General features: G+C 39.0%; 21 protein-coding genes. 7 read left to right on the forward strand and 14 right to left on the reverse strand.

The annotated features are described in order from the left end of the window. The 14 genes from R2S08_RS27195 to R2S08_RS27260 form a co-directional block, all read right to left on the reverse strand. On the reverse strand, window positions 1-1,086 hold a 1,086-nt coding region (locus R2S08_RS27195), incomplete at its 3' end, for a peptidase domain-containing ABC transporter (RefSeq protein ID WP_316838051.1). Beyond that, entirely contained in the window at window positions 1,076-1,777 is a 702-nt protein-coding gene (locus tag R2S08_RS27200; RefSeq protein WP_316838052.1) for a hypothetical protein, read from the reverse strand. The genes R2S08_RS27195 and R2S08_RS27200, both read right to left, overlap by 11 nt. A 23-nt stretch (window positions 1,778-1,800) precedes the next feature. Next, window positions 1,801-2,448, reverse strand: coding sequence for a hypothetical protein (locus R2S08_RS27205; RefSeq protein WP_316838053.1), 648 nt, complete (start codon window positions 2,446-2,448; stop codon window positions 1,801-1,803). A 48-nt stretch (window positions 2,449-2,496) separates the two neighbouring features. Then, window positions 2,497-3,939: a TlpA family protein disulfide reductase gene (locus R2S08_RS27210; RefSeq protein ID WP_316838054.1), complete on the reverse strand. Its 1,443-nt coding sequence runs from the start codon at window positions 3,937-3,939 to the stop codon at window positions 2,497-2,499. Between the two features lie 164 nt (window positions 3,940-4,103). After that, window positions 4,104-4,373, reverse strand: coding sequence for a hypothetical protein (locus R2S08_RS27215; RefSeq protein ID WP_316838055.1), 270 nt, complete (start codon window positions 4,371-4,373; stop codon window positions 4,104-4,106). A 140-nt stretch (window positions 4,374-4,513) separates the two neighbouring features. Further along, window positions 4,514-6,097: a cysteine peptidase family C39 domain-containing protein gene (locus tag R2S08_RS27220; protein ID WP_316838056.1), complete on the reverse strand. Its 1,584-nt coding sequence runs from the start codon at window positions 6,095-6,097 to the stop codon at window positions 4,514-4,516. Window positions 6,098-6,215: 118 nt separating this feature from the next. Beyond that, a complete protein-coding gene (locus R2S08_RS27225; RefSeq protein WP_316838057.1) occupies window positions 6,216-7,064 on the reverse strand; it encodes a hypothetical protein in 849 nt (282 codons plus the stop codon). 5 nt (window positions 7,065-7,069) lie between these two features. Next, window positions 7,070-7,687 (reverse strand): hypothetical protein, encoded by a 618-nt coding sequence (locus tag R2S08_RS27230; protein ID WP_316838058.1) that lies wholly within the window; start codon window positions 7,685-7,687, stop codon window positions 7,070-7,072. A 17-nt stretch (window positions 7,688-7,704) separates the two neighbouring features. Beyond that, the gene (locus R2S08_RS27235) at window positions 7,705-8,793 is read right to left on the reverse strand and encodes a hypothetical protein (RefSeq protein WP_316838059.1); all 1,089 of its coding nucleotides are present in this window, start codon (window positions 8,791-8,793) and stop codon (window positions 7,705-7,707) included. Window positions 8,794-8,802: 9 nt separating this feature from the next. Further along, window positions 8,803-9,786, reverse strand: coding sequence for a hypothetical protein (locus R2S08_RS27240; protein WP_316838060.1), 984 nt, complete (start codon window positions 9,784-9,786; stop codon window positions 8,803-8,805). 206 nt (window positions 9,787-9,992) lie between these two features. Continuing rightward, window positions 9,993-10,607, reverse strand: coding sequence for an FkbM family methyltransferase (locus R2S08_RS27245; protein ID WP_316838061.1), 615 nt, complete (start codon window positions 10,605-10,607; stop codon window positions 9,993-9,995). A gap of 1 nt (window position 10,608) precedes the next feature. Next, window positions 10,609-11,268 (reverse strand): glycosyltransferase family 2 protein, encoded by a 660-nt coding sequence (locus R2S08_RS27250; RefSeq protein WP_316838062.1) that lies wholly within the window; start codon window positions 11,266-11,268, stop codon window positions 10,609-10,611. Window positions 11,269-11,487: 219 nt separating this feature from the next. Further along, on the reverse strand, window positions 11,488-14,031 hold the full coding sequence (locus tag R2S08_RS27255; protein WP_316838063.1) for a hypothetical protein: 2,544 nt from the start codon (window positions 14,029-14,031) through the stop codon (window positions 11,488-11,490). A gap of 21 nt (window positions 14,032-14,052) precedes the next feature. After that, a complete protein-coding gene (locus R2S08_RS27260; RefSeq protein WP_316838064.1) occupies window positions 14,053-16,446 on the reverse strand; it encodes a glycosyl hydrolase family 95 catalytic domain-containing protein in 2,394 nt (797 codons plus the stop codon). Between the two features lie 231 nt (window positions 16,447-16,677). On the opposite strand from R2S08_RS27260, the gene R2S08_RS27265 reads away from it, so the two are divergent. Genes R2S08_RS27265 through R2S08_RS27295 form a run of 7 tightly spaced genes read left to right on the forward strand, consistent with a single transcriptional unit; the run spans window position 16,678 to window position 23,453 of the window. Further along, window positions 16,678-17,049, forward strand: a complete 372-nt coding sequence (locus R2S08_RS27265; RefSeq protein WP_133777924.1) for a transmembrane 220 family protein — start codon at window positions 16,678-16,680, stop codon at window positions 17,047-17,049. 7 nt (window positions 17,050-17,056) lie between these two features. Then, window positions 17,057-17,761, forward strand: a complete 705-nt coding sequence (locus R2S08_RS27270) for an EboA domain-containing protein (protein WP_316838065.1) — start codon at window positions 17,057-17,059, stop codon at window positions 17,759-17,761. A gap of 7 nt (window positions 17,762-17,768) precedes the next feature. Further along, window positions 17,769-18,755 (forward strand): TatD family hydrolase, encoded by a 987-nt coding sequence (locus R2S08_RS27275; RefSeq protein WP_316838066.1) that lies wholly within the window; start codon window positions 17,769-17,771, stop codon window positions 18,753-18,755. Window positions 18,756-18,762: 7 nt separating this feature from the next. Then, window positions 18,763-19,641: a UbiA-like protein EboC gene (gene eboC, locus R2S08_RS27280; protein WP_316838067.1), complete on the forward strand. Its 879-nt coding sequence runs from the start codon at window positions 18,763-18,765 to the stop codon at window positions 19,639-19,641. Window positions 19,642-19,650: 9 nt separating this feature from the next. Continuing rightward, on the forward strand, window positions 19,651-20,826 hold the full coding sequence (locus R2S08_RS27285; protein ID WP_316838068.1) for a 3-dehydroquinate synthase: 1,176 nt from the start codon (window positions 19,651-19,653) through the stop codon (window positions 20,824-20,826). A 1-nt stretch (window position 20,827) separates the two neighbouring features. Next, the gene (eboE, locus tag R2S08_RS27290) at window positions 20,828-22,051 is read left to right on the forward strand and encodes a metabolite traffic protein EboE (protein WP_316838069.1); all 1,224 of its coding nucleotides are present in this window, start codon (window positions 20,828-20,830) and stop codon (window positions 22,049-22,051) included. Between the two features lies 1 nt (window position 22,052). Continuing rightward, entirely contained in the window at window positions 22,053-23,453 is a 1,401-nt protein-coding gene (locus tag R2S08_RS27295) for an alkaline phosphatase family protein (RefSeq protein WP_316838070.1), read from the forward strand. Window positions 23,454-23,505: the final 52 nt, after the last annotated feature.

The following is a 23,505-nucleotide window of genomic DNA, read 5'->3' on the forward strand; positions in this document are numbered from 1 at the left end:
ACCACCAATGAGCTGCACGATATTGCTCTGGTTTTCTGAGGAAATATCAAAACGCTTAAAATCGAGTTCACGCCGTTTCTTCAAGAAAAACACCACCCATAAACTATAAAGCACACTGCTCACCAGGAAAATAATAAAGATATTGACATTGTAATAAGCCAAAACAAACGCAAATACAACCAGGTTGAACAAAGAAAAAACGGTACTTAAAGAGGAGCCGGTTAAAAAACTCTGAATCCTGCCCTGATCACTCATCCGCTGCATGATATCCCCTGTCATTTTGGTTTCAAAAAAACTCATCGGCAACTTCATCAGCTTGATCAGAAAATCCGTTAAAATAGAGATGTTGATCCGGGTAGTGATGTGCAGCAATATCCAGGAGCGGATGAAATCTACACTCATACGCCCCAGAAACAGCATGGTCTGGGCAATCAGGATGATGTATACAAAGTTCAGATTCCGGGTGTTTATCCCGACATCTACTACAGATTGTGTTAAAAACGGAAGAATAAGCTGTAACAAGCTCCCTACACCCAGGCCCACAAACAATTGAACGATCAACTGCTTATACTTAAAAAGGTAACCTAACATGTAAGTTAGATTCAGTCCTTTTTCAGGATCGCCACCTTGTTTGTAGAAATCCGGGCTAGGAGAAATCATCAAGGCAATCCCCTCAGAATGACCATTATTTTGGGTACTTAACCAATGCTTTAAAAATTCTGATTCGGTGTATTCCACTAATCCCTTAGCTGGATCAGAAATATAAAAGACCCATCCTTTTGATCTTTTGGAGACTATCTTATATAAAACAACAAAATGCTTCTGGTTCCAGTGTAAAACACAGGGTAATTCAATCTCAAGAAGCTTATCCAGGGTAATTCTGATCCCTGTGGTACGAAAACCAATTTTTTCTGCTGCTTCGCTGATACCAAGTAAGGATACGCCTTCCCGGTTGATACCAGAGATTTCCCTCAAGCGCTGCAAACTGTAATTCCGTCCATAATGTTTGGCAATCATTCGCAAACACGTTGGACCACAGTCCATCTGGTCAAGTTGTTTATAGTGTGGAAATTTCTTAATTGACATTGTTCAGTTCTTTCATTTGAATTTCCATTCTTTTATATTTTCGGTAAGCATTCATGACTGTATTCAATTTCAGATCTGAATCTGAAAAATGTTTAGTGACCTTTAGGCTTATTTCATCACTGCTTTTAGTGACATCAGAATCGCCAAAATCTTTTCGAACCGATATAAATGGATAAAGCACCATTTTGTTACTGGTCATTTCAGAGAACTTACCATCAGCAGTATCCCCATCTTCAAAAGGCTCCTTTAAAAGGATTTGGAAAAATTGCTTATAGATCACCATAAATTGTGTACACCAGAAAGTATCGACCCAAAGGTGATTTTCGGTAACCGGGACGACCTGTTGGAAACCACCCACTCCTCCAAGTAAAATATTTACACCTTTTTGGTGCGCTTCAATGATATTGCTGATCATATACTCTTTTGTATAATCTTTAGTAAACTCATGATCATCCTTACAAATAATGATGACATCCTCATCATTTTCTATCGCCATATTAATCGCATTAAGCATACTTTCCCAAAGCCCTACAGCATCAACCCCACGTTTTTGTGCAGAAATAAAACGCAGATCAAATTCATTTTTACCTTTAAATTGTTCTTTTATATACTTGAGCCTATCCTTTCTCTCTTCAAGGTTGATGACATAAGTTGGTATACTCAGATCTTCATATTCAGTGTCTTCACTCATTTCAATAATTTAAATTTCAAATTTTAGAATCCCAGATTATAAAATGACCCCACCTGCTTTAAATGGCCCAATTTCTCGGCTGAATCCTCAAATATTTGGGTTACATACCCCTTTTTGTTGTTTTTTGAAGTCACATCAGAATAACCAAACTCCTTTTGAGTGGATATGAAAGGATGCATAATCATTTTATTGTCTGTTAGAGATGAAATTTTGTAATCAGCAGCATCGCCTGCCACAAAATCTACGTCTAAAATGGTTTTATAGAATTTCCTGTAAATAACCGTGAATTGAAGACCAGAGAATCTATCCACCCAGAATAAATTTGAAGAAATCTGTAGTGCAGTGGTAAACCAGCTTACGCCGCCAAGCAATATATCCGCTTCTCTTTTTTCTGCTTCTTGTATTGCAAAAAGAAGCTGATCTTTATTGTAATCCGCCGTAAACTGATGATCATCCTCACATAGAATGATAAACTTCTCCTCCTGATTTATCAAATGTTCTAAAATATGCTTAATCGTAAGCCATAAACCAATAGCCCCAATTTCATGTTCCTGCGCCGTTACAAGATTCAAGTCAAATTCATCCCGATGCTTAAATTCTTGTAAAATATGTTCTTTTCTTTCTAAGCGCGCTTTAAGATTTATTGCATATACCTTCAATGATGTTGTCATTGTTTGAGAATTAATTTTAAGTTGTGTAGCCATGTCTCGCGGGGCTATTTATTGAGGTTCTGCCGAAGCCAAAAAAGCGTTCAACTCCCTTTTAAAATTCACATCATTTGGCCTAAAGAATTCTTCATTTAAGATCCTGCCATGTCTGTCAACAACAATATACCTGGGAATTGTACTGATATTAAAAAACCTCATCAAATCCTGGTAACTGACTGCAGATAAACAATAGTGATGAGCGTCACGTCCCTCTTCCATCTCGTTCAGCATTTTCTTCCATTTCGTCTCGTCCCTGTCAATACTTAGGTATATGAACTTAACCACTTTTGGGTCAAAAATGGGCTTGATCTTATTTAAAATAGCATGATCCTGAATACAGGGCAAACACCAGCTTGCCCAAAGATCAATTACAGTTATTTTTACATTTCCTTTTAATAACTTCTCTTTTAAACTAAACAATTCTCCTTTTCGGTTTACTATTTTAACCGATTTGAGTTGAGCAATATTACGTCCACCTTTGTTCATCGATTTAGCAGGAAGAAAATAGGCATACTTACCTTTGGATATACTCATCAATTCCTTTCTCCCAGACACCATGTCAATCTCACTTTTTAAAAGCGATCTGGCGATCAGGCACAAAGTATCAATAAACAAATCTTTCTTTTGATCACTGAGCTTTGACACCACAATATTTAAGCTCTTTGGATTATAACCATATCCGGAATAAAGTTGTGTAACCAAATAAGGATGATAAAAATCAGCTTCTTTTATACCAGGTTTTACAGAGTTAAAATAACCCCAGAAGTCTTTACTAAAATTTCCATTTTTAAGAGCGTCATATTTTATCATTGAATAATAAATCTGAAAATTACAATTGGTACTAATACTGCTAATCTTTCCAATATTTTTCAAAATATCATCATAACAGCTATCAAGTATGCTTTTATCAGAAGTCGATAGCGAAGTTTCTAAAAAAGGTATATAGCTGATCTTATAACTCCTGATCACATAATTGAAATTATTTAGGATGCTGGCTTGTTTAACATTTACTTTATTTGCTAAGACACAGTTCTTAATGGAATTATTTCTTTCATCATATTTATCATTAATCTGATGAAGTAAGCCCCTAAGCCCACGATTGTTCAGTTCCTGTTTCATTGCTTTTATTGCATTTACATCTATTGCATATTCCTCTAAAGAAATTGGAATAAGCCTTTCAGTAAAATTTTTAAAACCAGTAGATGAGTGCACATTATACCCACTTCTGTCCAAGCTTAGTGTATCACCTGGCAAGATGAATAGACTTCCATATTCTGAATCAAAAGATTTTTTACCGGAATTTATGATCTGCCTAGAATAAAACAATTGAGTAGGTCTGTCAATTAAAATCTCTTTAATAATTAAGCTGTCTTTCAATAAGGGATTCTTGAATTCCAGATTAATGGAATGGTCATTCTGAACTAAATTGAATATTATACGGCTTTGGGGTGACATATAACTTTGAATACAGACTCTATTCTGAGCATTTACAGGGGTTACCAGATAAAAAAATATCAGAAGAAAGAAATACTTTAGCTTTTTCATAAGTTTCTATCACATTAAATAAGACCGGACAAAAGCTTGCCAAGACCAAGTCTCAGCAAGCCGGATAATTTTAATTAAGAACCCCAACCATCACAGCCACAATCATAGGTAGTATGCCCGCCCAAAGAAATTTGTTGTTCACTGGCACGTATCCCGGCATCCGCACTCATAGCAGAACAACTCCAACCGGTATAGGTTAATGTTGTCACTGTCGTTCCTCCATTTGGTTCATTTGTAGTAATAATGCATTGATCACTTAGTCCACCAGTGATTTTTTTCAACTGGCCTCGGGTTAATACCTCAGAGCTTTCTAAAGCTGAGGCTTTTAATGATAATTTTTTCATACTTTCTAATTTGACGTTTTAAGTTTTGTAACCTCATTAAGCCAGGCTACTCAAGCTGCATGATTTTATAACTTCATACTGGTTATTGGACTCTACGTTTGCAACCGAAAGCCCTTTTTGTACAAAATCTTATTGTTATGTCATGGCAACAAATACTGCAGGTCTTCCAGCTTGTACGGACTTAGTAATTTATAACCATTAACTAAAATGGTCGGTGTAAAAGTAATATCAGTTATATCACACCAATCTTTCTGCTTTTGAATTGCTTCATTCAATTCTACATCCAAATTGACCGGATACTGAGTCGCCCAGTCCTCGTAGCCTTTGTTGTTGGACTTATACCAATCATTCAAAGCACTTTCCAGCACATCCTGATCCTTAGACTTACTCAAGGCTAAAATGTGTTTAGCAATCTTTGTCCGCTCATCATTATCGTGGTTGGCAGTCGTAAATACAATTTTCAACTGTATATCTTTTCTATTGTTTAACCAGCTGTCCAAGGCCCTATGAGCAACAGCACATGGTCCGCAAAGTGGATTAGAAACCATTGTAATTACAGTCGCGGCATCCCCATTTCCTAGGCGGATTGGCAATAGATCATCAGGAACAGTATAACGGGGTTGATTGGTGAGCATTTTCATAAAAAGATCAGTGTTGTATTTGAACGCTTTCAACTGCTGTTTTAAGGGTTGATTCTCACCCGATCTGAGCAATAAAGGCCGTAGAACGATCCATATGGCTACCGGAAATAAAAAGCACAGGGCAAATGTAAATAACTGAACTGCAGAAAATTCCGGAGTAGAAAATGGCACATTCGAAACAAACACCAAAGCCTCAGCCCATAACAATGCCTGCACACTACAGCATAATACACACCAGTTCTTTTGCTTAAACTGGTAGCCAATAGAATAAAAAGTATAGGGCAGGCAGGCTACACTCAGCCAAATTAATAAGGCAACACTGGCCGGATTAAGTATAAGGCACAGTAAAGAACCCGCGAAGTAGAACATCCCTACTTCACTCCAGCTTAACCAGCTGGAGATTTTTGCTGCATCCGACTTTAAAATCGCATTGCAATCATTCTTTTTACCCAAACTGCACAAATTTTGAATAAAAGGATTATTTGCATTAATGGAATACATAAGCAGTAATACGCTTACAGACACGCCCGCCATTTTAATCATTAATAATAATAAATAGGGCAAACCAATGCTGGTCAAGTCAATTGTAGTAAGCACAACTGCCAGAACCAGAGTAACCAGAAAAGGAATTCTAAGATCCTCCAGCCAACCCTTAACTACAGATTGCCTGTAGCCACTTTCTCCGCTATCTTCATGTTTTTCGGCCAGCAGCACTATCCCTCCCCACCTAATCAGAAATTCTGCTTGCGCCATTGTCTGATTTACACCTCTTTCATCGGCATATTTTACTTGCCCGTTATTAATCTCATTGATCAATAAAAACCGGCCACCTTCCCCCCTGACATGAGCAATAAACGGATAACTCAACTCCTCTGGATTTAACTCCGCTGGATTTAACTGATAGGCTTCATTCGGTACATTCCAACTGTCAAGGCAATCGGTGAATGCCAATAAACTTGGGTATTCGGGATGATTCTCCAGATCATTCTTAATTGTAAAACGACTTACTGAAATACTCAGTTTTTTAAGCAATTGACAAAGTACAGCTGTTGCGTTAGCCTGTTTTGAGAATGTTAAATTCATACAATAATACTCGTTTAATAAGATATTGGCTTTTGTTACTTAAGCAAGTTACATATTGTAGCAAAATCATTTTAAGCGCAGCACCCTGTATTATGAATTACCGGTATAGCATCCTGAATTAGTGCCACTTTACTAAGAATTTCCCAAAAAAACCAGGCTTATGAATTGCGATATTCTCCGCCACTCCGGAAATTAGCTTTTGCCAGTATTGAAAATCAAGCAATTCCCGCTTTATTGTTTTTTCTTTTGCTTTGTCAATCAGGTATTGTAATCTTTCAACATCTCTAAGCTCACTTTCATGTTTTAAAATAACGATAGGAAGATGATCGTAGATATCGGTATATATCGGGTAGTCGCCGCTTTTAATAGTTACCGGAATCCTCTGACAACACAATACTTCATATAACCTATGCGTGTCTATTCCATTGCCTATAGGACAAACCGTTGCCTCATGAGCTAAAACCCTATCGATGAAAGTAACATAATCCAGATTGGATTCATCAAGCGTAATAAATTCCGTCCCTGCACAAATTTCTTTTATAGGGAAGCGGTGTTTGATATTGGTTTGGATGTTGAAATTTGCATACAAAAGTTTTGAGACGTCATGTTTCTCCGCTTTAGCTGAAACCTCATTTAACAATTCTATTTTTTCCATGGCATGTTGCCAGGCAACACCATGCCCCTTTCTTCTGTTGGTAAATGTGTTTTCCAAACCAATGGGTATGGATCTTAATTTATCATGATACACCAGGTTGTTTTGGCAGTACCAGGTATGAATGTTATCGGGCATCAGCGAAACAAGACCCGGCGTGATCCCAAAATCGCTGTTACCCGAAATCAGGATCACTTCATTTTTCAACTTTTGTATGGCCTTAAACTCCTCTATCAGGAAATCAGTTTTGCAAAAAATAATATTTTGATTGTTATGTAGGTCACCAAACTTATTTAACTGCAGTAAGTCCATCATAAATGTTAAAATTCAACATCATCCAGATCAACAACTCTTCCAACAAACTCCTCATTAACACGAGGAGTTGGAAAATCATTACCATCGCCAAAAAGATTATAACTATCGTGTACTACTGCATAATCCTTTATCTGCGGATAAATCACTTGAGCCAGAAAGCGTTGGTCAGTTCCCTTAAAACATTTGTATTCATATTGGTCTACTAAATCTATTATTCCCTCCGTATTTCTACAGCCCCACATTCCTCCCATAATCAATGCTGTATGCTGTGGATGATCCCGCATAACATGAAAGTGATGGTCGGTATCAAGCCACTCTTTAACTGCATCCACCTCTCTTTTCGACAATCTTGAATCAGCATCCCTGCAAATCATGACATCAGCATCTTCTGCTGCATAAAACCTCCAAAACAAACCAGCAAACTCTTCCGAAGGTTCCATCAATATCATTTCGCAATTTGCCTGATCAATGCTCTTAATCAACGCTGTTGAAGACCTGGCATCCACATAAAACCGGCAAACCCAGTCTGGATACAACACCTCAGCCAGTTGAATGTTTTTTAGCGCTCCAACCCAATACATCGGATTTTCGCCCCATAATGAAAAGGAAATAATTTTCTTCATACTATCTTGTTACTTAACTATTTATTATTCATCAAAATGTTTAATTCCTTATCCCACAACATCTCAATCTTTTGTTTTCGAATTTCATTATGCAAGCGCATTTTTTCGGAAATCCCTTCTAAATCAGTCGAGTTGATTTTTTCTTCCAGATCTGCAAAAGAATCAAAATGGGTTATATAAGGCATCCATTCCGTATCATACCAATCCGCGTAACCTAACCAATGCTCCACAACCTCAAGATTCTTATAATTGTTAGGATCATTGTGTTCTACTCGCAATACTGAACCCCCATCTACGCCCGAAATCTGAGACCAGGAAAGATCTGAAAGCACACCTAAGTCGGAGAAGTTTTCATACAGCTCCATGCAAAATTTCCTGGAAGGGAAAAACAAGGGTATACACGCTGTATAATATTCAAACACAGACATAACCGAAGCATTATAGGGAATGACAATAATACCAGCATATTTTACCAGATCCGTCCACTCAAAACGACCTAAAGACTTCTTATGTATCACGCTTACGTTTTTTAAACGAACTGACAATATTCTACTGTCCACTAAAAAAGAAGGAGACTCTGGATTCCAATGCACATTCATATGGCCACAATAACTCGGTATATGCGTCCAGGAAAGGCCTGTAAACAATTGGCAATAGTGTTGATCGTATTTGTTATTGGCTACTCTTGCAATGAGCTGACGCCTGCTTAAATCGTGCAGACTGCTGTTTAACCATTCCCAATGTCGCTTACTGCCAGAAAAAGGAGCCTCGTATCTGGTAGAAGCTACGGTGATGATCGGCTTATTAAACTCCGTATAAAGCAATGCAAAAGAGGGTGTATGTGTTACAATAAATGCATCATAACTACTTAGCTCATCTTTATATCTCTCGTAAAATCTTCTGCACATTTCTTCATTGAGATGCTGCCAGGTAAACTGGTTCACAACATCTACATCCTTCATCGCCCAACCATGAATCCAGCTATGCGAGGAAATAGACCAATGATCCACCTGGTGGCCAATTCCTTCAAACAGATCTATAAGATCCTTTATTACTGTTGCGTGTAAATCAAGGTTAAATAATTTCATCTTTGGAAGTCCTGCCATTTTAAAAGGTTAATGCCGAAAATGAATTACCCTCAATTCCCATAATGACCTCAGGAATTCCATGCAGTCGTTTATGTCACCATTTTTTCCCGCCATCACAACCAAATCGCTCACCCTATTTTCACCATTACATTGCTCGATCAGCCCTGCTTCAGCATCAGTGATCTCAGCAAGCATCTTGTTTGTATGTATATTTCTCAAACAAAATATTCCACCTGAAATTAATTCCAGTTTATCAACAACAATTGCTGAAGATAATTTTGGTTTTACTTGCAGAATCAAAGAATCATCATGAATATATTCCCTCAGTAAACATTGCTCACTGATCATTCCTTTTATGGAATCAAAAATATTTTCCCAGAAAAATGCTTTCATTCGCTCAATGCCATGATCAGAAATATCTACCAAATCATCCAGTTCCTTTGTATTCATCACATCAAGAACATAAATAATTTCCTGTACCAGCAGAACTGGTGAAATCCGCTCATTAAAATTCCCCCCCGGTCTGCCAGAAAAGCGATTAGGAAGAAAGGAAATTAAATTGTCTTTTGTAACCAATCCCCCAAAACCCTTCTTACCTGCCACAATAACCGGTAGATTTGATAATATTCCTTTGGCTGCAATGCTTTCAGAACCGATTAACAAGCCACATTCAGAAAAAAATGAAGAATAATCGCTTGTATTCGCAAAAAATATAATATTGTCATTCGCTACTTGTTCAAGCAAGGAGATCAAAGCACTCGGAACAACACAATAAAATTCAAGATGTAAAAGGCTGTTAAATGATTTAATAACAGACAAACAAATACTTAAATTTATCCCATCTGGCACATCGTCTAAAATATAAAATATTTTACCTGGATATCCTTTACTAGCCTTTAAAGGAAAAGGATCAGGTCTTTCAAAAAAAGGATATTCAAAATTTGAAATCAATTCACCAGGCACGCCCCAGTCCAATAGTTTGACTTCTTTACCTAGAGCAATGTAATGCATCGGTTGATTAAAATCAATATGGTGCATCCAAAAGTCCTGATGATAAATAAGGCAAATACAATCGTTCCCCAGGTCTTTACCGGAATGTATCAATACATATCCTTTCTCCTGCACAACTACATACCCCATCTGTTCAACGTCCAGAATAATCCTGGAAACTAAATCCGGTTCCTGATACCTGGCCATATTAATTTGCAATTCTTGTCCTATACATGTTCGTGTTTAACATATACTTGTTCCTGTTCTGCTATTTTAATTAATCGGTAACCTTTCTTTTTCATCCAGGTAGAAATAAAATTTGATGCCTCGTCATTGCTATAGACCACAAAAATACTGATGTCGATTTTTTGCATATCAATTGAATTGAGTACAGATATTTCAGACCCCATCGCATTAATAACACACAAGTCAACTTCCGTTCTATGTTCTAAAACAAGTAGTTTGGTCAATGATCGACCTTGTATGGGCTTAATTCTATCCTGATGAAGAAAAATGTGTTCAGGGCTTAACCTGCTTCTATCGTAATGTGCTAAAAGCCCACTAAACCTGCCCGATTCAAGCCATAGGCAGTCGGAATTCTCATGGATACAGGCTTCTATAATTTTCGATCTTCTGTTTTTTCTCAGTTCAGTAATCGCATTTTTATCCGCATCTATACATATACCTTCCCATTTTCTATATTTTTCAAAAAAAAAGCTATGGTTATCCCTTATACCGTCGAAAGCACCAATATCGACAAAGAAGCCTGATTCTTGCCTTTCGAAAATTTCCTCATCAAGGTATTGATCTAATCCAGTTTCTGAAAAATAGCGCATCATCATTCTATTTACCTGTGTATTCCTTTCTGGCCTTTAAACATTCGGCATAACCCTCATCATAATTGACCTGACTAATCCCACCCGGCCTATGATGCGCCAGTAATGCACCAACAGACTTAAAAATGGCTCCGTTTACATAAGCCCTTAACAACCATTCATAATCCATGGCAATCCGATAGTTTTCATTAAACAATCCATATTTAAAATAGGCATCTCTTTTAACAAAAGTTGGAGGATGTGTAATGCTCATACCATTTAAGAGTAGTAAATGGCTGTTCTCTGATCCTTTGGTTATGGATGCTCCGTTAGAGCTTATAATATTACAACTCCCATAATAAACATCATAATATGGATACTTTCCATATGTATTTATCACCTCAGCAACAGCATTTTTTTCGTACCAATCATCTGAATTGATGATGCCAATAATTTCTCCAGAGGCCGCTAAGACGCCTTTATTAAAAGCATTACCAATGCCGGCATCGGGTTCTGAAACAAACACCTCTATATGTTTGGCATATTTTTTCACAATATCGATCGTCCCGTCTGTGCTACCACCGTCTATAATGATATATTCTATATTGTCAGCAGTTTGACCAATTACGCTGTTAATGGTATCTTCAATAGTTTTAGCTCCATTGAGCACAATTGTGATAATGCTCACCTTAGGTTTTGAGATAACGTTTATATGGTACATCTTTATTTGATTCTCATAAGACTTGCTTTATCTACAAGATCATTCGTTTAATGATCTTGTAGATAAAGCAAGTTACATATTGTGGTCAAATCCTTTTATGCACAATACGCTCCATTATGAATAACCCGTGTATTTTTTGGAATAAGTACTACTTTGCTAAGAATTGATCAATTAAATTGGAAACCTCTAATACAATCTCAACACATGTCTTCTGGTATCATTTGCAACAGGTATCAGCTCATCTTCTGCCTTGATATCATTTTCCGTTTTAACAGTCTGCTCATATAAAATATGGCTCTCAAATTTATCTGCTTTGCCATAAGTGATCGCTATTTCCTTCCCGGCATAGGGCAATAAATCTATTGCACACATTTTCCAATCTACGGCTTTAGTACTCGGCATGCCTGATATAGCATAACTTGCAAAATTATTCAGCAATGCCTTTGAACTACTTTTAGCCTTAACAGGAGTGCCATTGATAAACACCTCTGGCAAAACGGAATAGCCGATTAATAACAAATCACATCGTCCTTTAACAGGAGCTGGCACACTTAATATCGTCTTCACAGTTCCATCCGGCTCGTTTGTCGTTTTAGAATTTACAACAGGTTGCTCCCACACTTTAGCGGATATAGATGTCCCTTTTTGAATTTCAAAAGCCATTGTCGAGTATCCCGGTATTTCAATCACCATATCCTTTCCAGACAAGAATGACGATGGGTAAGTAGCACGGTATGGATAAACCACATTTACTTTAAACATTTCACCACCAATGCCATAAAAACCAGTTGTAGCATTAAAAGGTATAGTCAGTTTCTGAGTATTCACCCCTGCATTACGGGCAACCAGTACCGCTTTATCATTTTTCCATCCAATATAGCCATATACGTTTCCTTCATCAGGCCTTCCGCCTACAAATTGGGTATTGTTTAATTCACCTACGTGTACCTTTGCCCAATTGTGTACATTGCACAATGTTTTCCATTGGTCTGCACTCATTGCATCCAGCGAAACATACCATTCTTTAAGCAGCGTACCTCTGCCGTAGTGCATCAGTACATAGTCCATCCAATCCTGTAACGGAATGTCCTTATCCTTAGCCGAAGTTTGGAGGATACCGTGAGTCATTAACCTTGAAACAGGCACTAAAGGCCTGTCTTGAGGATTACCGTATAAACGCCAGATATAAGTATCCCTATCTGTAGTAAACATGGCTTTGGTTGAAATTTCAGGAGTGTTCCCATTAATGCCGTCATCGCCAGCCAACATCCAGAGATAATCTGCATACTGCAACCACCAGGGCGAAAGCCAGATCCAATTGGTCAGGTTCTGAAAAATTTCAGGCTTTACTTTTCTGGTAGCGGTTAATACTTCTAAAGCAACATCGAGATTTGCCTCATGACCATGTCTGTCTGTAGGCGGGTGATTATTACCAGAATCCATATCGCACAACTCATTAAAATCGTGCTTAAAATAAATCAGGTCAGCCCGTTTGGCCAGTTCGGGAATTCTGTTTAAAATTGCTTCTTTATATTTAGTTGCAGATAAACTATAATACCTGTTGTATTGTTTAAAATAAGCATTCCGTTTTGCTTCGCGGTAGCCGTTTTTTAAGCCCCAGTCTATATGGTTGTTATAGCTATTTAACGATAGCCAAAGGCCTAAACCGGTACCTTCATTTTTTAATTTCTTACTTAGCAAAGCCAGATCCGCATCCCCATTTGGAAAGAAATCAGGCAAAGGTTTCCAAATGCCATTTCTATCCTGCCACCCATCATCTGGTACCATAGCATCAATTTTAACACCATAGGGTTCCACCATTTCCTTATACCTTTTGTACACATTCACAAAAGATTCTCCCTTAAGGTCCTTCGCGCTTTGATCAAACCAGTTGTTATAATTTAAAAAAGAGCGGGGTGTCTTCCAAAGTGTAGCAAGGTATTGCATAAAATCATGCTTGATTTCACCCTTTTCTGATGAAAAACCGGCTACACTGATTTTACTTAAAATCTGAAATTGCCTTTTTTCAGGAACTGCATATCCAGGAAAATGCATCAGTCTAATTGTTCCCAAAACACAATTTGAGGCAACATCCCTACCTTCCAGATCAATAAAGCTATAATTCCCAACTTTATCATAATATCTGCCATAGCTTGCAGGCGTATTTCCATCCTTGCAACGGCTGTATCCTGCCGGATATTCCAATCCGAAAAACCAGGCATCATCAACAAATACCGGTTCACCCCTGCCGCCTCCACTCTGATTACCTGCGGCTACAAACCGCTCTACTTCCAAACGATCAACAGTAGCCTGCGTTTTAAACAGCAATTTGATTTTTTTACGGATAAATCTTTGTCCCTTCACCACAAAATGGGAGGCAATCAATTCATCCGGACATGCGGCATTTTTTAATGCCGCAGCTTTGGGTTTATAACTTATTTCCAGAAAGGAAGTGTCACCTTTACTATAAAACTTTGGCTTTGCTGTTGAAGTAAAATCGGCTACAGAAAGGGTCTTATTTCCTTCTAATGGCAAAATATTAAACTCCTCACTGTTCACCATCAAAAGCCGGGTCCCCTCTATATTGGAGAACTTTATGGTACGCCATGCCCCGTTTACATAGGAAAATGTACGTTGTATGAATTCATTTTTTAAAGTAACCTGTTGTGCCTGAATAACACTGTTTATCAAAACCAACAGAAATACGCTCACCAAACGTGATCTCATCATATAATTTATAAGGTTAAATTCTTAATTTTCAAAAGCAATTCTCCTGTCACCTTTCTTCAAATCAACACCCTTGATCTGTATCCGGGGAAGCAAAGCTCCCTTAGACGATTTTATGACTGCTTTCACCAGGTTACCGTATTTCCATTCTATGTTAACGGTATATCCGTTTCGCGCAACCAAACCTTCCACCTTACCTTCCGGCCATTCAGTAGGCAGGGCAGGCAGAATATCCAGATAGCCATTTTGCGATTGTAACAGCATTTCAGCAAAAATACCACAAGTGGCCATAGGTGCATCCATCATCACATTACCCGATTGGTTAGAGAGCATATTTTCGTACCCACAGTCCTTAATCATGGTATTAAATATGCGTATGGCCCGATCTCCATCTTTCAATCGGTTCCATAAGGCACTTTTCCAGGCCATTGACCAATTTCCACCCGCATGTGGCCAACGCGTTCCCTGCACCCCCTCACCCCTCATCTCCAGCGATTTTTTCGCTGCCTGTGCCAAATCATCTGTTTTATCCAGGGTAATCATATTTCCCGGATACAGCGCATATAAATGAGCCATATGGCGATGATGATCGCGTGGATTATCTGCATCGAGGATCCATTCCTGCAGCTGGCCATATTTACCTATTTTTAGCGGCATCAGTTTATCACGTATTTCCATTATTCTACCACGCAGATCCGCATCTATATTTAACGCAGCAGATGCTTCAATTACATTAGTATAAAGGTCGTACACCATTTCTATATCCTGATAAGCCGGAATGGTTAATGCTTTATTCTCATAAACTTCTCCATTTACAGTCGAATAGTCTACCGGTTTACCGCCTTTCATTTCAACACCATGTTCGGCAGAAACAGTTGGAGCAATGATATACCTGCCTTTATACTCTACCATGTTCTCCAACCAAAACTCTGCAGCTTCTTTCATTACGGGATAAGCGCGGTTTTTCAAATAAGCTTTATCTCCTGTAAAAAGGTACTGCTCCCATAAATTACGGCTATGCCATGCATTTGCAGATGGATAAATACCCCACAAAATATCAGATCCAGGCGCTGTAAAGCCCCAGATATTTCCTGTAGCATTACTTACCCAACCTTTGGTGCCGTAATAGGTCTCTGCCGTTATCCGTCCGGGTTTCACCAGCCCTTCTATCCATTCAATATAGGATTCCTGACACTCAGGCAAATTCGTTGAGCCACATCCCCAGTACATTTCCTCCAGATTGATATTACTCTGAAAATTGCCTCCCCAGGGCGCAGATTCAAAGGTATTCCATACCCCCTGCAAAGTGGAAGGCAGGGTTCCTGGCCGGGAAGCGCTGATCACCAGGTATCTGCTCAGATTGAACCATAAAGCTTTAAGCGAAGCATCATCGGTACTTCCCTTTTTCAATTCCTCTACACGCTCATTCGTTGGCTTTTTTTCTAACACAGAATCGCCTTTCAGAGTTAATTTAACGCGGTTGTATAAGTTTTGATAGTCGGCGATATGGTTACTTTTTAGTTTTTCGTAACCTTTAAATGTAGCCACCTTCATTACACTTTCCGTGTTTTTATCTGGATGTTCGCCTTTAAAGCTTGGATAGTCATACTTGTATTCTGTGTCTACGGTATAATAAATGGAAGCCTCATTCGCATTTATGACCCGTATCCCATCATCACCAACCGTTACTGTCCCTCCACTTTGTACAACTTTCATGCGTATAGAATAGCGCAAACCATTAGCTGTAATGAGCCCCGAATAGATGAGCTCATCTTTTTGTTTTACAATTTTATCTGGCTTGTAGGTAAGTATATGAGACAGTTTAAATGCGACCTTATTTTTTGCATTAGCTGTTAAATGCAGAGCTAGTATCTTATCTGGATAACTACATAGATATTCCCTGTTATAAGTCACGCCTTCATATTTATACTGAACAAAGCCCGTAGAATTGGACAAATCCAATCCCCTCACATAATCTGTTGCTTTTTTGCTGTCCTGATTAAAATCAATCTCCAGGTTTCCTACAGTTGAAAAGTAGCCATAATTTGAAAAGTTACCAGTCATGTATTTCCGGCATAAGGAGTCGGCTGCTTTGAACTCATGATTTTTGATTTTTTCACGAATTAAGGCGATCTGATCTTTTCCTCCGGTTATGTTACCGAAATGATAATTGGGAGAAACATTGGGCCCACCAGCCCAAAATGTTTTTTCTGCAATGTCCAGCCGCTCTTTTTCTACACCTCCGTAAAAGGAAGCTCCCATAAATCCATTACCTAAGTGTAATGTTTGTTTAGACCAGTTGGTAGCGGGGTATTGAAACCAAAGTGTTTGATCGGGAGTAATCGAACTGAAAGCATACAACGAACTAGAATACAACAAAATGCATCCAGTCAAAAATCTTCTTAAAAATAATTTCATTTGGCGATAAAATTCGACCAATATTTCCATCAAAACAACATCAAATTTGACTAGTTATTATGGCATAATAGCCTATATAATAGAATATATCAATCCAATATTGACCAATATCGATGCTTTTTTGATATATCCTATTTTTTTCCATTAAATATTCTGAGAATAGATTCCATCTTCTTAAATTTAGGATTACATCGATGACAATCGATTGTTATTTAAATAAAATTTAATTTCATGTTGCTGAATATTCTAAACTCTATTTTTTGCATTGCTTTTATTTTATTCGCTTATGTAAATCTGAACGACAATGATTTCTGGCTTTGGGTACCTATTTATATGGCCGCTTCCATTTGCTGTGGACTAGCTGTTTTTGGTCATTTCTATCCGATAATATACCTTATTGCCATATCTTTCTATCTGGTCTATGCAGTTATTTTGTTTTTCGCTAAAGACGGGGTCCGCGACTGGATCATACGATACAAAAGACCAAGTCTGGTAGAAAGTATGCAGGCCACAAAGCCTTATATCGAAAAAACCAGGGAATTCTTTGGCCTGCTGATTATTAGCGGAGCGCTGGTCATTAATTATTTTGTTGCCATTAATTAGACTGACCATGCTTTTAACAGATGCAACTGATTTAAAAAAACTAAGTGCTGTTTTTCTACAGATCCTTAAAAGGAACCTAAGCATCGCGGCAATGGAATGGCTGCAGCATAAGGTTAGCCTGATGATCATAGAAGACAAGTCTGTTCAGCTAAACCTCTGCTTTTCTCATCTCCCAAGAATAACATCAAAAGAAACCATCGTACTGTTGGATCAGGAAGAACAACAGATCGCAACTTTAATGCCTGGCTTGGTCATCAACAACTGGACATCAGATAAATTGTCGAGGGTCTGGATGCTGATGCAGTTACCCGCAGACAAAAAGGAAACCTATGTTAAAAAAATCAGGGGCCTGTTTGCCGCAGCAGAGATGAATGAACAAATTGCGCTTTACACGGCCCTGCCACTATACCATTATCAGGAAGAATGGATAACGAAATGTGAAGAAGGCATAAGAAGCAATATTGCACCAGTACTTGAAGCGATTATGTATCACAATCCCTACCCTGCCAAATTCCTTTCCCAACCCGCATGGAATCAACTGATATTAAAAGCCTTTTTTACAGAAAAAGACGTTAGCCTGATTGTAGGAATTAGTGACCGGGCAAATGAAGCGCTAACCCTTGCACTGAAGGATTATATAAGGGAACGCCTGGCAGCGAACAGAAGTGTAGCCCCGGAAATTTATCAACTGACACAACAAATAAAACCATAAATAAACTATGTGCTGTAATGAAAATTTTGAAGAAAGGAATCTAGGAGAGAAAATAACAACCAGCCTTGACTTAAGCGACATCAGTGGGATGAAGTTTTTCGATCCACACATACACATGACTTCGCGCACAACGGATGATTATCAGGCTATGGCAGATGCTGGTATTGTAGCACTTATAGAGCCTGCTTTCTGGCTTGGACAACCTCGTACAGGAATAGATAGTTTTATAGACTACTACAGCAGCCTTATTGGCTGGGAAAGGTTCAGGTCTTCCCAGTTTGGTATCAAGCACTATTGTACCATTGGATTGAATTCCCGTGAGGCTAACAATGAAAAACTCGCGGAACAAGTTATGGAAATCCTTCCGCGGTTTATTTTTAAAGAAGGCGTAGTTGGCATTGGTGAAATTGGTTTTGACGATCAAACCGCTGCAGAAGAAAAATATTACCGCCTTCAGCTTGATCTCGCAAAAGAAGCAGCACTGCCTGTACAAATCCATACACCGCACCGTGATAAGAAAAAAGGTACGCAACGCAGTATGGATATTGCCATTGAACAAGGGCATGCGCCGAATATGATCATTGTAGACCACAACAATGAGGAAACCGTGAAAGAAGTATTAGACAGGGGCTTCTGGGCAGCTTTCACCATTTATCCATTTACCAAAATGGGCAATCAGCGCATGGTAGAAATAGTGAAACAATATGGTTCAGAAAGAATTATGATCAATTCTGCCGCCGACTGGGGCATCAGTGATCCATTGGCCATTCCTAAAACTGCTGCCTTAATGAAAAAATCAGGTATCAGTTTAGCTGATATTGAATTGGTTACTTTTCGAAATGCCATTACGGCTTTTGCACAGAGCGGGCAGATTGATGAACAGGATTTTCTTAAAATCAACTCCATTGATCAAAGTCAGAAATATGCAAACAACTCCATTTTACGTGGCGGACAACAACCAAGAATAAATAAAAATTCGATCATCATTTCTTAATTATAACATGAACAAATTTTTAGGCTACCTCAGGTTAATGCGCCCCGCAAATGTAGTTACCGCAGTAGCTGATGTATTGGCTGGTATAGCCATAGCAGGATACTTCTCTGCTGAGATCACCATCGTTCCGGTTGTATTGCTCTGTCTGTCTACAATAGGGCTATATAGTGGGGGTATCATTATGAATGACGTCTTTGATGCAGACCTGGATGCCAAAGAACGCCCGGAACGTCCCATACCAAGTGGCCTGATTTCCAAAAAAGCAGCAACAATTTTTGCTTGCATATTTTTGTTCATTGGGATCTTTACCGCTGGCCTATATCATTCAAGTTCCCAGTACCTGGCCGTGGCGATTATGATCTGCGCCCTTGTTTACAATCGGTTCTTAAAGCACAACCTGATTCTCGGCCCCATAAATATGGGTCTTTGCCGCGGTCTGAACTTACTGCTCGGTATCAGCATCATTCCTTCTGAAATTCAGCACTGGTGGTTTTTGGCCATCTTGCCAATTGTCTATATCGGGGCAATTACAATGATCAGCCGGGGTGAGGTACATGGAGGCCGTAAAAAAACACTCTATTTTGCTGCTTTTTTATATACTGTTGTTATTGCTGCCATCATAACCTTGGCCCGGATAAAAGGCAACCTATTATATGCTCTGATTTTCATCCTTCCCTTTGCTGTGATGATTTTTAGTCCTTTATTAATAGCTATTCAAAAACCCATCGGTAAATATATTGGTCAAGCTGTAAAATCAGGAGTAATTGCTTTAATACTCATGAATGCGGCATGGACTGCCGCTTTTGGGATCTTTAATGTCGCCATATTTATCGTTATTTTATTGCCGGTATCCGTGTTATTAGGCAAAGCTTTTGCCGTTACTTAGTTTGATATTATGAGTTATTTAGAACAGTCTTTTAGTGTAAAATTTGACTATAAAATATACTTTACAAATGCCCTTTTCAATATAGAAAACACCACCCTTGCCCACTTTTTTAAAGAAAGAACGGCAGAAGGTCAGAAAATCTATTTTGTAATAGATGAAGGGGTTTATGTTGCACATCCCAATCTGGTCCATGAAATCCGTAGTTATTTTTCGGTGCATTCAGTGATCAAACTCGTACCCGATTTCCTGATCGTTCCTGGTGGAGAAATGTCTAAGAATAATACAGCATTATTTGATCAGATTATTGCTGCCGTTGATACCCACGGAATTGACAGGCACTCTTATATTGCTGCCATTGGAGGCGGTGCAATCCTTGATCTGGTTGGCTATGCCACAGCGGTTGCCCATCGTGGTATTAAACATATTCGCATACCTACTACGGTCCTTTCACAGAATGATTCAGGAATTGGCGTTAAAAATGGCATTAACTATAAAGGAAAGAAAAATTTCCTGGGCACTTTTGCGCCTCCTGCAGCAGTGTTTAACGATGAGCATTTTTTAACGACCTTATCGGATAGAGATTACCGCTCTGGAATCTCTGAAGCCATAAAAGTTGCTCTGATTAAGGACCCTGAGTTCTTTTATTGGATAGAAAAAAATGCAAGTGCTTTGGCAAACAGGGCAGCCGAGCCGATGAACTATCTGATTAAACATTGTGCAAAACTTCATTTAGAGCATATCGGAGGTGCTGACCCCTTTGAAACCGGATCAGCGAGACCTCTCGACTTTGGTCATTGGAGTGCACATAAACAGGAACAACTGAGCAATTTTAGTGTTTTGCATGGAGAAGCAGTGGCCATGGGTATAGCCCTCGACAGTACATATTCATTTTTAACAGGTCTCCTAACCGAGGATAAACTGGAAAGGATTCTGAATGTGCTGGTGCAACTTTCTTTCGAAATTACAGATGCCATTATGGAGATTAAGGATCAGCAATCCCCCATCCTGAAAGGCCTGATAGAATTCCAGGAACATCTTGGCGGAAAGTTAACCATTACCCTGTTAACCGACCTGGGCACCGGCAAGGAAGTGCACAAGATGGACCATCAACTATTGATTAAAGCAAGCACCTATATTGTAAAATTTGTTAAAACACACGCGGAAATAAACGCCAACAGTTACTAAGATGAGAGTAGATACAGGACATTTAACTTATTGTACCAATATTCACGCTGGAAAAAACTGGACAGAAGATTTTCATGCCTTAAAACAGAACTTTCCGGATATTAAACAGCGGGTCTCTCCTACCCAACCCTTAGGTCTGGGCTTGAGACTATCTCATAAAGCCAGTCTGCAATTGAGCGAGCCTGATACGCTAACCGAATTTAAACAATGGCTACAGCAAAACGAGGCCTATGTTTTTACGATGAATGGCTTTCCCTATGGAGATTTCCACCATGCAATTGTTAAAGAAAATGTGCATACACCTGATTGGACGACACAAGAACGAAAAGATTATACCATCAGGCTTTTCTACATTTTGAAAGCGCTATTGCCCTCAGGCATAGATGGTGGGATCTCAACTTCCCCGCTAAGCTACAGACACTGGTTTAATAACAAAGAAGATATCGAACAGGCCAAACAAACGGCAACCTCCAATATCATTGAAGTAGTTAAAATATTAATCGGCATTAACCAGGAAACAGGGCAATTATTACATCTGGACGTAGAACCTGAACCCGATGGTCTGTTAGAGACCGGCAGAGAATTTATAGACTGGTTTGAAAAGGATCTGCTTGTATCTGGCATCCCCAGTATCGCTCAACATTTTAATCTTTCGGCTGATCAGGCAGAAATCCTGTTAAAAGAACACGTTTGTCTTTGTTATGATGTTTGTCATTTTGCAATTGGTTATGAAGACCATGAATCTGTATTGACAGAACTGGCGCAGAAACGAATTGGAGTAGGCAAGATTCAAATCAGTTCTGCACTGAAAGCAGATTTAAGTGGTACATCCGCCAACAGGGCGTTAATAAAAACAAATTTTGCGATGTTCAATGAACCCACCTATTTACACCAGGTAGTTGGTTTAAAAAAAGACGGAAGCTTAATCCGCTATCCCGATCTTCCAGCCGCACTTGAAGCCGCCGATGATGAAAACATATTGCAATGGCGCTCCCATTTCCATGTTCCCATCTCGGTTAAAGAGATAGGCCTGCTTCAATCTACTCAGGACGATACAGTTACCTTACTTAAACTCCAAAAAAACAAGCCATTTACCAAACATCTTGAGGTTGAAACTTACACATGGGAAGTTTTACCTGAACACCTCAAATTACCAATTGCCCAATCGATCAGTGATGAACTAAATTGGGTCATTCATACAATGTCTACACACAAAGCCTGTTAAAATGAAGAAAACTGTCGTAATTAATGTGGTAGGATTGTCCTCAAATCTCATTGGAAAGCACACTCCATTTTTGGAACAGTATGTCAAAAGTAAAAAACTGAGTGTCATTACGCCCATGTTACCAGCGGTTACGACCGCAGTACAATCGACTTATTTAACAGGTAAGCAGCCTGCAGCACATGGTATCGTAGGTAATGGATGGTATGACAGGACAGACGCTGAAATCAAATTCTGGAAGCAATCGAACAAACTGGTACAGAGCGAAAAGATCTGGGACCGTGCAAAAAGAGAAAATCCCGACTTCAGTTGCTCTAATATGTTCTGGTGGTACAACATGTACTCTACTGCAGATTATTCGGTAACACCACGTCCCAATTATCTGGCAGACGGCAGAAAAATACCTGATTGTTATTCAGAGCCCGCTGAACTACGGGATATATTGCAGGAAAAACTAGGGCAATTTCCTTTGTTTCAGTTCTGGGGCCCAGGTGCTAACATTAAATCATCCCAATGGATTGCCGATGCTTCGATATTGGCAGATCAGCTTTACGACCCGACATTGACACTGGTCTATCTTCCGCACCTGGATTATTGTCTGCAAAAACTTGGGCATGATTTTAACCACATTGCTAAAGACCTGAACCAGATAGACCAGGTACTTAAGGACCTCATCGGTTTTTATGAAAGCAAAAATGCCAATATCATTATACTTTCAGAATACGGCATTGCACCGGTCAATACGCCAATTCATTTAAACCGCCTATTCAGAGCGGCCGGGCTTTTACAAATTCGTATGGAACGGGGCCTGGAACTATTGGATGCAGGTGCTTCGAAAGCATTTGTTGTTGCCGATCATCAGATTGCCCATGTATATATCAATGATCAGGTAGTGAGAGCGCAAGTAGAGGACATTCTTACAAATACACCTGGGATTGCACTGGTTTTGGATGAGGAGGGTAAAAAGGCCCATGGTCTGGACCATAAAAGGGCCGGTGATTTTGTTGTCGTTGCCGAAACACAAAGTTGGTTTACTTACTATTTCTGGCTGGATGATGCCAAAGCACCAGACTATGCAAGATGTGTGGATATACACAAAAAACCTGGCTATGACCCTGTTGAAATGCTCATGTCATCGAAGCTTAGGGCAGCCTATAAACTACTCAGAAAAAAGGCCGGTTTTAGGTACGTCATGGATGTAATTCCTTTAGATGCGACTTTAATAAAAGGTTCACACGGCAGTATAAATACACCTGTGGCATTCCATCCGGTACTCATTACAGATCAGCAGATCAACTCCCGAGATATACATGCGACGGGCGTTTATGAAGTCATTTGGAAAGCATTATTTCCTCAGTCATCTGCAGATGATGAGGTTAACTTCAATCTTCCCCCTATGTCATAGATAATAGTCATCATACAATAAAAACGCTGAGATCAATTTTAGGCAATCGATT

The organism is Pedobacter nutrimenti, from assembly GCF_032678445.1.
Lineage (GTDB): Bacteria > Bacteroidota > Bacteroidia > Sphingobacteriales > Sphingobacteriaceae > Pedobacter > Pedobacter nutrimenti_A.

What these genes read in the sequence shown, in the direction of transcription:
- R2S08_RS27230 (WP_316838058.1), bottom strand. Translation starts at nt 7,687, where the DNA reads ATGAAGAAAATTATTTCCTTTTCATTATGGGGCGAAAATCCGATGTAT.
- R2S08_RS27295 (WP_316838070.1), top strand. Translation starts at nt 22,053, where the DNA reads ATGAAGAAAACTGTCGTAATTAATGTGGTAGGATTGTCCTCAAATCTC.
- eboE (WP_316838069.1), top strand. Translation starts at nt 20,828, where the DNA reads ATGAGAGTAGATACAGGACATTTAACTTATTGTACCAATATTCACGCT.
- R2S08_RS27265 (WP_133777924.1), top strand. Translation starts at nt 16,678, where the DNA reads ATGTTGCTGAATATTCTAAACTCTATTTTTTGCATTGCTTTTATTTTA.
- R2S08_RS27260 (WP_316838064.1), bottom strand. Translation starts at nt 16,446, where the DNA reads ATGAAATTATTTTTAAGAAGATTTTTGACTGGATGCATTTTGTTGTAT.
- eboC (WP_316838067.1), top strand. Translation starts at nt 18,763, where the DNA reads ATGAACAAATTTTTAGGCTACCTCAGGTTAATGCGCCCCGCAAATGTA.
- R2S08_RS27220 (WP_316838056.1), bottom strand. Translation starts at nt 6,097, where the DNA reads ATGAATTTAACATTCTCAAAACAGGCTAACGCAACAGCTGTACTTTGT.
- R2S08_RS27210 (WP_316838054.1), bottom strand. Translation starts at nt 3,939, where the DNA reads ATGTCACCCCAAAGCCGTATAATATTCAATTTAGTTCAGAATGACCAT.
- R2S08_RS27200 (WP_316838052.1), bottom strand. Translation starts at nt 1,777, where the DNA reads ATGAGTGAAGACACTGAATATGAAGATCTGAGTATACCAACTTATGTC.
- R2S08_RS27275 (WP_316838066.1), top strand. Translation starts at nt 17,769, where the DNA reads ATGTGCTGTAATGAAAATTTTGAAGAAAGGAATCTAGGAGAGAAAATA.
- R2S08_RS27215 (WP_316838055.1), bottom strand. Translation starts at nt 4,373, where the DNA reads ATGAAAAAATTATCATTAAAAGCCTCAGCTTTAGAAAGCTCTGAGGTA.
- R2S08_RS27225 (WP_316838057.1), bottom strand. Translation starts at nt 7,064, where the DNA reads ATGATGGACTTACTGCAGTTAAATAAGTTTGGTGACCTACATAACAAT.
- R2S08_RS27240 (WP_316838060.1), bottom strand. Translation starts at nt 9,786, where the DNA reads ATGCATTACATTGCTCTAGGTAAAGAAGTCAAACTATTGGACTGGGGC.
- R2S08_RS27270 (WP_316838065.1), top strand. Translation starts at nt 17,057, where the DNA reads ATGCTTTTAACAGATGCAACTGATTTAAAAAAACTAAGTGCTGTTTTT.
- R2S08_RS27235 (WP_316838059.1), bottom strand. Translation starts at nt 8,793, where the DNA reads ATGGCAGGACTTCCAAAGATGAAATTATTTAACCTTGATTTACACGCA.
- R2S08_RS27285 (WP_316838068.1), top strand. Translation starts at nt 19,651, where the DNA reads ATGAGTTATTTAGAACAGTCTTTTAGTGTAAAATTTGACTATAAAATA.
- R2S08_RS27205 (WP_316838053.1), bottom strand. Translation starts at nt 2,448, where the DNA reads ATGACAACATCATTGAAGGTATATGCAATAAATCTTAAAGCGCGCTTA.
- R2S08_RS27255 (WP_316838063.1), bottom strand. Translation starts at nt 14,031, where the DNA reads ATGATGAGATCACGTTTGGTGAGCGTATTTCTGTTGGTTTTGATAAAC.
- R2S08_RS27245 (WP_316838061.1), bottom strand. Translation starts at nt 10,607, where the DNA reads ATGATGATGCGCTATTTTTCAGAAACTGGATTAGATCAATACCTTGAT.